8 protein-coding genes and 1 tRNA gene are annotated in these 9,396 nt (G+C 39.9%); 5 read left to right on the top strand and 4 right to left on the bottom strand.

Going from position 1 to position 9,396, the window contains the following annotated elements:
• The first annotated feature begins 439 nt into the window (after positions 1-439).
• The 3 genes from Q8907_08315 to Q8907_08325 are packed head-to-tail and all read left to right on the top strand — an operon-like array spanning position 440 to position 3,555.
• Positions 440-1,504, top strand: a complete 1,065-nt coding sequence (locus tag Q8907_08315; GenBank protein ID MDP4274266.1) for a FecR domain-containing protein — start codon at positions 440-442, stop codon at positions 1,502-1,504.
• Positions 1,494-2,549: a hypothetical protein gene (locus Q8907_08320; GenBank protein ID MDP4274267.1), complete on the top strand. Its 1,056-nt coding sequence runs from the start codon at positions 1,494-1,496 to the stop codon at positions 2,547-2,549. Before Q8907_08315 ends, Q8907_08320 begins: the two co-directional genes overlap by 11 nt.
• Positions 2,539-3,555 carry a hypothetical protein gene (locus tag Q8907_08325; GenBank protein ID MDP4274268.1) on the top strand — a complete coding sequence of 339 codons (1,017 nt, stop codon included), beginning with the start codon at positions 2,539-2,541 and terminating at the stop codon, positions 3,553-3,555. Before Q8907_08320 ends, Q8907_08325 begins: the two co-directional genes overlap by 11 nt.
• Positions 3,556-3,674: 119 nt before the next feature.
• Here the strand turns inward: Q8907_08325 and Q8907_08330 are convergent.
• From Q8907_08330 to Q8907_08340, 3 genes are all read right to left on the bottom strand, one after another.
• Positions 3,675-3,749 (bottom strand) — tRNA-Val (locus Q8907_08330).
• Positions 3,750-3,817: 68 nt separating this feature from the next.
• Positions 3,818-5,107, bottom strand: a complete 1,290-nt coding sequence (locus tag Q8907_08335) for a folylpolyglutamate synthase/dihydrofolate synthase family protein (GenBank protein ID MDP4274269.1) — start codon at positions 5,105-5,107, stop codon at positions 3,818-3,820.
• A gap of 62 nt (positions 5,108-5,169) precedes the next feature.
• Positions 5,170-5,682 carry a nitroreductase family protein gene (locus tag Q8907_08340; protein MDP4274270.1) on the bottom strand — a complete coding sequence of 171 codons (513 nt, stop codon included), beginning with the start codon at positions 5,680-5,682 and terminating at the stop codon, positions 5,170-5,172.
• 109 nt (positions 5,683-5,791) lie between these two features.
• On the opposite strand from Q8907_08340, the gene Q8907_08345 reads away from it, so the two are divergent.
• On the top strand, positions 5,792-7,117 hold the full coding sequence (locus Q8907_08345; GenBank protein ID MDP4274271.1) for a PhoH family protein: 1,326 nt from the start codon (positions 5,792-5,794) through the stop codon (positions 7,115-7,117).
• 422 nt (positions 7,118-7,539) lie between these two features.
• On the top strand, positions 7,540-8,175 hold the full coding sequence (locus Q8907_08350; protein ID MDP4274272.1) for an outer membrane beta-barrel protein: 636 nt from the start codon (positions 7,540-7,542) through the stop codon (positions 8,173-8,175).
• 81 nt (positions 8,176-8,256) lie between these two features.
• Here Q8907_08350 and Q8907_08355 read toward each other — a convergent pair.
• Positions 8,257-9,396 (bottom strand): D-galactonate dehydratase family protein (locus Q8907_08355; protein ID MDP4274273.1); only part of this gene is annotated, 1,140 nt, incomplete at its 5' end.

Here is a 9,396-nt window from a genome sequence, read left to right on the forward strand (position 1 = left end):
ATGATACTTCTTTTTATGGGCGGGCGACTGTTTCGAACTCGGGAATATGCAATATGGCCTGCTCAATAATGGTTAAACCAGACTTCTTTCTCATATCCAATTTTTGTAAATTAATCTTTGAATATCGAAAGAATACGGTATTTGGGGAATAGTTATCCTTGCAGGCGGATTTAGTTCAACATAGGGTCTAAAAAATTGCCGGTGCAGTGCCGGTTTCAAGGTTTTTACTTCTATTAAAATTCAGTGTAACCAGATAAGGGAGTGATCCCAAACCTGCCTGCGTGACAAGCAGGCAGGCAACTTTTCATGCCGTCACCGTTGTGCGGCAGATTTTTACTACTTGCGAAACCTGAATAAATTATTTTCCCGGATAATTGAATTGTATTTGATTATTTGTTACTTTTAATTCAAATAGTTACTGATTTTTTAAATTCCCCCTATGAAAAACAAATTTAAGCTTCTAATCTGTTGCTGTCTGTCTTTCCTGTGGGCAACAAATCTCTTTCCCCAGCAAAATGTCAACGTAGTTCTTATCTCTTCGGCAATCAGCCTTCAGAAGACCATAACCCGACTCTCCGGAGAAATTTCCGGCTATGAAAAAAAGATTGTCAAATGCCAGAATACAATAAGCAACTCTGAGAAAATTCAGAAAATGGCCACTGAAAAGAACAATAAGGAAGCTTACAGAATCTCATCCGAGGCAATCTCGACATCAAAACAGTCTATTTCTGATTGCCGGAATTTTATTTCCGCTCTTACTGAAAAAAAGAAAAAATATCAGGCCTCCCTGAACGAGGTTGAAAAAACCATTAAATCAAATGCATCGCTAAAAACAAATGCTGTGTTATTGAACAGCAGGGGACAGGTATCAGTAATTAAACCCGATGGCAGTCAATACAAAATCAGCTCCTCTCAGAATCCCTGCCTTGATGCCGGTGATATCATTTCTACTTCTTCCGACGGATTTGCCAGCTTTGACTTTCTTGAAGGAAGAGGCTCTCTGACGGTTGGTCCCGGCTCTAAAGTAAAGATGAGCGCTGAAAAAGACAGTACACAAGTTCTTGATGTTATGAAAGGTTCTGTCTATTCAGGTATTCTTAAAGCTGATGAATATGAGAAGAAATTGGTTGACATGTATCATAATTTCAGCAACGATTCTTTATTAAAATCTATTTCATATTACAATTCGCTCTCTTCTGACCAGTGGAACAGATTAGCGCAAAAAGAGGTAATAAGGTGTTTGAGAAAGTCGAAGTTTGAGACCAGAACACCCAATGCAATATGCGCAGTACGAGGTACCAAGTTTACTGTCAGGGTTGAATCTGACAATAATACTGAAGTGCAGGTATTGGAAGGCAAGGTAGAAATATCCCCGCTTAATGATAAAGATGCAGTTTTTGTTACTGGTGGACAAATATTTTTATTGAATACAAAAGATATTCATCCGCAAATCATACAGGCCGATACGTTAAACACAAAAAAATGGTGGAACTATGAAGAATAAAAACATATCAGCCCTTTTGCTGCTTTCCATTTTATTTGCCTCAACAGGGATTTGTACCAAGGGTCAGGGCATTTCCAAAGAAGCCTGTTTTGATCAGCAGGGCAACTATGTGGGATGCGGTCAGCCATTCGTTGCATATAAAGACGGTGTAAAGTACAATTGCGTCTGTAACTGCGATGGCTCTGACCGGTGTACTCCTGCTTCCTCTTCCTCTTCATCAGGCAGCTATAGATCAGGCAGTGATAATGTCAAAGAAATGGTTGCCGGTGCAGTCATAAACGGACTCTTCAGTGCTTTGGAAAAATTGCTTAATTCACCGCCGAAACAAAAAAACACCCATGCCCAGGAAGCAGAAGATGCCAGAAAAAGGGAGGAATACAAAAAACAAATAGCCGAACAGGTAAACAGAGCCGCTGATGAATATACCAAACAGGTAAAGGGAAAATTCGAAGATCAGAAGCAGGCCACGTTGAATGATTTCAAAACCAGGCTGGTAAAGTCTGAGGCAGTGAAAACAATAAAACAACTTAACTGCGCTGCCTTTAAAAGCACAGAGGCAGCAAAAATAAATTGTACAAACATTGAGTTCAATAAGCCTGAAGGTCCGATGGAACAGACCAGGTCAACGGCCGATTTTTCATCCGGACTGCCATCCGATTGCCCTGAAGTTAAAATAACAATTCCGGATGTTGTACCTGAACACCCAGTGGGCTTTCAACAATCCTTTTACCAGACCATAAAATTCAAAGCCGACAGCATTAATAACCATGTAACCCTGTTGAAAGAAACAGGCAGGTCGCTTCAGAAAAAAATCAAAGCGAACGAAGCCGTGGTCAATAAGTATAAATCGGAAACTAAACCGGATAACACCCATGATGATCTCCTCGGGGAAGCCATGAAAGCCCTTGAGGAATCAAAAGAAGAACAGAAAAATATTACAGAAGAGATTAATGCCTGTGAAAAAAGAGTTGAGCTTTATGAAACATTAAGAAGCAATTATGATGTTAATAAAAATGATAAAACAGTATCCGGAAATGAGAACTAATAAATATTTATTATTGACAGCTATTGTCATGTCAGCCCTGTGTTTTTCAACAGTTGAAATCAGTGCACAGAAGGAGATACCTGATAATATAAAAGATCATATTACGAAAGGGATCGAGGCTTTCGGCAATGCAAAAATGCCGGCAGATATTATGAATGCACTGATTGAGTTCGATGCCGCTGAAAAATTAGCTCCTGACTTTGCAGATGTACATTATTACCTGGGCAAAACATTTTCAATGATTCAGGGAAATGCCGGAACGGCCTGTAAAGAGTTGAAAAAATATCTAAAGCTTTATCCTGATGCACCTGAAAAAGATGAGGTAATTAAGGAGATCAAAAGGCTGGATAAGGTGGTGGAAGAAAAAAGATTATCTTCCATTTCTGGAGTGGGTATTATGACACTGAAAGACGGGATATATATAATAAGCAAGGCTCCTGTAAAAACAGGTTCAGAAAATCTTGATACACGTCTCACTGCTGTTTCTGTTCAGCCCGGTGATAAGCTGATCTCCGTTTTAAACACGGGAATCACTAAAAATACTCCTATTGATGAGGTTTTGTCTTTGGTCTGCAGCTATCCAAAGCCAGCAGTTCCTGTAAAGGTTATCAGGGGCGGTGTTGAGACCAGAGCATTACTGTCAAAGGTCTCTTTTACAAATATCGATAATATAACCTACCTTGGAGAAGAAGACCTGATAAGCATACTCACAGAATCGGCTGTACCTGTTGTGCTCATATTCTGGAAAGTTGATGATCCTGTATGTAACAAATATGTTGGCGACCTCAAAGCAGAGGCTCAAAAACTAAACGGATTAGTAAGGTTTTACATTGTGAATATTGATGAATCCATGTTGCTTACCTATGAGCTGAACATTAAAGAGGTGCCTACTTTACTTTTTTTCAAAGGAGAAAATCTGAAAGGCAAAATAACACAGTACCAACCAGAACTGTTTAAAGAAAAGGCAGAATCAATAAATACAGATGATAAACCGTTCGGCCTTTAGAAAAAAAACATACAACTATACAACAAAGGGATCCGATGTGCATCATAAGGATCAAGTTCTAAAATTGTGGAGTAAAAGAAAAGAGAGGTTTTCAGAAATGAAAACCTCTCTTTTCCTTGTGGGAACTATAGGATTCGAACCTATGACCCTCTGCTTGTAAGGCAGATGCTCTGAACCAGCTGAGCTAAGCTCCCTTTGTTTTTGTTTGGTGCTGCAAAGGTAATGGCTTTTTTTATTCCACCAAAAAAATGGCCTGATTTTTTTAAAAAATTTCGGCTACAATATAGGTGCTGCCTCCAATAAAGATCATATCAGCAGGCTCGGCAGCCATACGGGCAGCTTCAAAGGCTTCTTTAACAGAGTGATATGCTTCTCCTCTCAAACCGTAGAGTTTACCTCTTTCCAATAAGATGTTTTCATCCAAAGCACGGGGAATTCCTGCACGGGTGAAATAATACGTGGCATTTTTGGGCATCAATTTAAGCATCTCGTCAATTTTTTTGTCTTTTACCACGCCAAATACAATATGCAACTTTTTAAACGGAATGGAATTAAACTGTTCGGAAACAAACCGGATACCGTCTTCATTGTGTCCTGTGTCGCATATCGTGAGCGGATTACGGTGAATTACCTGCCAACGGCCTTGCAATCCTGTTTTAGCGGAAACTTCTGCAACCCCCTCATACAGGTCCCGGTCGGAAATATGGAAATTCAATTGTTTCAGTATATCTACAGCTTTGATCACTGTAAGTATATTTTTCCTTTGATAAAGTCCGAGTAAGTCGGTTTGCAGATTTTCATAAACCACATTGCCGTCTACTGCTATGTCGAACGATTGCAAATGATCCATCGTGATGAAAGAATAATCAACCTCGTATTCTTCATCGGCAAAGTAGACAGGAGCTTCTTCTTCTTTGGCTTTGTCGGTGAATACCCTGTAAGTCCTTTGGTTGGTTTCTCCAATTACCACTGGTACCTTTTTCTTAATGATTCCGGCCTTTTCTGCTGCTATTTTTTCCAATGTCCCACCCAGTATATCCGTATGGTCAAGGCCTATATTGGTAATCACCGAAAGTACAGGGGTGATGATGTTGGTCGAATCCAACCTTCCGCCCAGGCCTACTTCAATTACTGCCACATCAACATTCTGACTGGCAAAATATTTAAAAGCAAGGGCAACGGTCATCTCAAAAAAAGAGGGCTTTATCTCTTCAAAATACGCTTTATTTCCTTCAACAAAAGAAATAACCTCCTGTTGAGGGATCATTTCCCCATTTATTTTAATCCTTTCCCTGAAATCTTTCAGGTGAGGTGAAGTGTACAGGCCTACCTTATACCCGGCTGATTGCAAAATGGATGCAATCAAATGAGATACTGAGCCTTTACCATTGGTGCCGGCTACATGAATAGTTTTAAATTTCTGATGTGGATGTCCAAAATGTTCATCCAGTTTAAGACTGTCAGTCAGATCGTTTTTATAGGCAGGTTTCCCTACCCTTGTAAACATAGGAAGCTGACTAAACAGATAATCAAGTGTTTCCTGATAAGTCATTGACAAATTACTTTCTTAAAAAAACGTGCAATAATAACCAAAATCCAGGGAAATGATTCAATTTATTCCCATGAATTCAAATGAATTCTTTCCCTTTTAAATCTGTTGGGATCAGCTTTTTGTTCACTGGGATAACCCAGGGATATCATCGAAAAAGGCATAATAGATACGGGCAGGTTCAGTACTTTTTGAATAGCGGCCATACGGTCTTCCCGGGGATAGACGCCCAGCCATACAGAGCCCACTCCTTGTGCATGGGCTGCCAATAAAATATTCTGGGTGGCGGCGGCACAATCAACTGCCAGATAGCCTTTACTTTTTTGTAAATTTTCATCGGCACAAACAATGATAGCCCATTTTGCCCCGGCAAGCATTGAAGCATAAGGATGGGCCGCCATCAGTTTATCCAATATCTCACGTTGGTTGACGGCAATAAAATGCCAGGGTTGCTCATTGTTTGCTGAAGGTGCATACATACCGGCTTTCAAAAATGTTTCAATCTGTTCGCGACTGATTTCCTGCCCGGTATATTTCCGTATACTGCGGCGGGTTAATAATCCTTCGGTCAGTTCCATTTTTCTTAAAATTTATAGTAAGATAATTATTCAATAAGCTTACAATTCTTGCAAAATTACAATATTTATAAATTTATTATTAAATTTAATGCAAATCAAAGCACTTACGATGATGAGCAAGAAAATATTTGTTCTGGATACCAACGTTTTGTTGCATGATTACAGGTGCATCTATAATTTTGAAGAAAATGATATTGTTATCCCCATTACCGTCCTGGAGGAGTTGGACAAATTCAAAAAGGGAAGCGACCTGATCAATTTTCATGCTCGGGAATTTACAAGAGAATTGGACCGTTTATCGGGTACTCTGCTTTTATCCGAAGGCATCCCTCTGGGCGAAGGGTTGGGTAAGCTTTTCGTTGAAACCGGTAAAGTGTTTTCAAAAGAAATGCTCAGTTCTTTTCCGGAAAATACTCCAGACCATAGAATACTGGCCATTGCCGAGTACATATTTAAAAAAAATGTAAGCAAAATGGTTGTTTTTATTTCCAAGGATATTAACCTGCGAGTGAAAGCCAAATCATTGGGAATGGTTGCCGAAGATTATGAAAGTGATAAAATTGCCAATCTGGACGAGATTTGTAATTGCGTGACAGTATATGAAAATATTGACAATCAACTTATTAATAAATTGTATGATAATTCTTTTGGCATACCGGTTGACGAATTTAATTTCCCCGAAACTCCTGCTTCTCATCAATATTTCATTTTGAGGAATGAAAAAGCCAGTTCATTGGCTCATTATGATCCTTTTAACAAGCTGGTAAACCGTATCGAAAAGCAGTATGCTTACGGAATAAGTCCCAGAAATGCCGAGCAGGCTTTTGCACTCGATGCATTGTTGCGGCCCGAAGTACAGCTGGTTGCACTTACAGGCAAGGCCGGAACAGGAAAAACTTTATTGGCACTGGCTGCAGCACTTCAACAACGAAAGTTGTACGGACAGATACTGCTGGCCCGGCCCATTGTTCCTCTGGCTAACAGGGATATGGGTTTCCTGCCCGGGGATGTGAACGAAAAGGTACTTCCTTATATGCAGCCCCTTTTTGATAATTTATCGGTGATTAAAAATAAGTTCAATCTTCAGAGTAAGGATTATCAGAATATTGAAGAGATGGAGAAAAACGGGAAACTTATGCTGACTCCCCTGGCTTATATCCGGGGCAGGAGTGTCTCAAATGCTTATTTTATTATTGATGAAGCCCAAAATCTGACTCCTCATGAAGTAAAAACCATTATAACCAGGGCAGGGGAAGGAAGCAAGCTCGTGTTTACCGGTGATATCCAGCAGATTGATTCGCCTTACCTGGATAGCAAATCCAATGGCGTTTCTTATCTGACTGATAAAATGAAAAATCAGGACCTTTTTGCCCATGTCAACCTGGTAAAGGGTGAACGCAGCTATCTGGCTGAGTTGGCAAGCAACCTGCTTTGATTTTTATGGAATTTATTTATATTGTCAGATTTGTGTATGAATTTTTTCTTGTTGATAGTAGGTGTCTATAGGCAATTATGTCCTTGAAGTTAATTATTTAAAAATTTCATATTCTTCTATTCTCAATGGGGCTGTTACCGGCCTCAGTCAATAATTTAAAAAGTACCTATTGGCTTTTTACCTGGCAACTTTGGTTTGAAAATGCAAGAATTCCTGATAAAATGATCGTTTCAGTTTTGGTACCAAGGAAATTTAAAAATTTAATATTAGAGATGAGCGAAAAATAGTAGCTTATTCATAAAATTTGATGCTCTCGTTAAATATGCTTATATTTGTCTTAAGCGTAACAAAAACCCAAAATCTCAGCTTGGGTGGTAAAGCCGAAAGACCAAAATAGTAGGCGTCAATAAATTCAGAAAGTCATGAAAAGTAAAATTTTCCTCTTTTTATTATTCTCTTTTTTCTTGGTAAGCTTAAATGCTCAGGTTTTTGTTGGTGGAAGTATAGGATTCAGTGCATCTGGCGGGAATCATGATAACGGGACAACAACAACGGACAAGCCTTCTACATTCAATACTAATTTTTCGCCCAAAATAGGGACCTTTTTATCCGAGAACGTGGCTGTAGGACTTGCGATTGGTTATACTTCAACCAGGACTAAAACACCGGGCAGTACAGAAGTTATTGACAAATCTTCAACATTCGGGCTAAGTCCGTTTATGCGTTATTATCCAATGAGGTGGAATAAATTTTCTGCTTTTGGCCAGCTCAATGTCGGTTTTTCATTTTCTTCATCGACTCATGAAGTAGGGGGGTCATCCACTGATGGGCCAACAACTACAAACATGTATTTTAATGTTGTTCCCGGTATCGCTTATGATTTAAGCGAAAAATTCTCTCTCGAAACCACCATTAATATTTTGAGTTTCGGCTATTATCATACTCTGGTTAAAAGTGGGTCTACAAAAGACAGAACCAACAATTTTGGCTTTGGATTAGGACTGGATAATATTGTTACCGTGGGCAGTATCTCTATTGGGGCAATATATAAATTTTAAATAGTAATTTTTACTGTTTTAGAATATACAACCGTGAAGTTTTTAAGGCTTCACGGTTATTTTTGGTATTTTTTCGGTTTCTTACCAGTTGAACATGGTCCCGTCGGTTTTCCGGTTGACGGGTAGATAAGCCAGCTGATATGGGTATTTTTCTACAGATTTTTCATCGAAATCAACACCCAGTCCGGCTTTATCGCCAGGATACATATATCCTTCCTTGAAATAATAGGCATGAGGGAAGACCTCATCAACCAAAGCTTCGTGTGGCATGTGTTCCTGTATGCCGAAATTATAAATTGCCGTGTCGAAATGAAGGGCAGCAGCCATGGTTATGGGCGACAAGTCGGTTGCTCCGTGAAAACCGGTACGAACGTGATAGGATTCGGCAAAATGTGCCAGTTTTTGCAGGGGGGTGATCCCTCCCCCGTGAACAATCGTCATCCGGATAAAATCAATCAGTTGCTCCGAAATTAACTGCTGACAGTCGGATAAGGAATTCATGATTTCTCCCACAGCCAATGGCGTGGTGGTATGCTGGCGAATTATCCTGAAACTTTCCTGTAGTTCTGTCTGGACAGTATCTTCAAGCCAGAACAGGTGGTAAGGTTCCAATTCTTTTCCTAAACGTGCAGCCTCAATGGGGGTGAGGCGGTGATGGCAATCATGAAGGAAATAGTATTCGTCGCCATATACTTCTCGAATTTTTTTAAATAGTTTGGGGAGGAAACAAAGATATTTTTCCGTATCCCAGCATCTGCTTTCAGTAGGCAGGTTGGTCCGTTCGGCAGGCTCATATTTTTCTCCTTCTTTTGAAACGCCGTAAGTGTGGTCAATCCCCGGGATACCCGATTGAACACGTATGGCTTTATATCCAGATTCAATATATTTACCAACCTCTTCAATGGTGTTTTCCAGATTTGTGCCATTGGCATGGCAATAAACCAACACCTTATCCCTGCATTTGCCCCCCAGCAAATCATACAATGGAACATTCAGCGCTTTTGCCTTAATGTCCCACAGAGCCATATCAATGGCAGCAATAGCGCTCATCGTAACAGGCCCTCTGCGCCAGTAAGGGGCACGGTAAAAATATTGAAAGGTGTCTTCGGTATCAAAAGGATTGCGTCCTATTAAACAGGGGATGCAATAATCCTCAAGATAGGATACTACGGCTTTTTCACGGCCATTTAATGTGCCATCGCCCAACCCGAAAATCCCTTC

It is taken from the genome of Bacteroidota bacterium (genome assembly GCA_030706565.1).
Classification (GTDB): Bacteria; Bacteroidota; Bacteroidia; order Bacteroidales; family JAUZOH01; genus JAUZOH01.

Coding starts and splice junctions, on each gene's coding strand:
- Q8907_08320 (MDP4274267.1), top strand. CDS start 1,494: ATGAAGAATAAAAACATATCAGCCCTTTTGCTGCTTTCCATTTTATTT.
- Q8907_08345 (MDP4274271.1), top strand. CDS start 5,792: ATGATGAGCAAGAAAATATTTGTTCTGGATACCAACGTTTTGTTGCAT.
- Q8907_08340 (MDP4274270.1), bottom strand. CDS start 5,682: ATGGAACTGACCGAAGGATTATTAACCCGCCGCAGTATACGGAAATAT.
- Q8907_08335 (MDP4274269.1), bottom strand. CDS start 5,107: ATGACTTATCAGGAAACACTTGATTATCTGTTTAGTCAGCTTCCTATG.
- Q8907_08350 (MDP4274272.1), top strand. CDS start 7,540: ATGAAAAGTAAAATTTTCCTCTTTTTATTATTCTCTTTTTTCTTGGTA.
- Q8907_08325 (MDP4274268.1), top strand. CDS start 2,539: ATGAGAACTAATAAATATTTATTATTGACAGCTATTGTCATGTCAGCC.
- Q8907_08315 (MDP4274266.1), top strand. CDS start 440: ATGAAAAACAAATTTAAGCTTCTAATCTGTTGCTGTCTGTCTTTCCTG.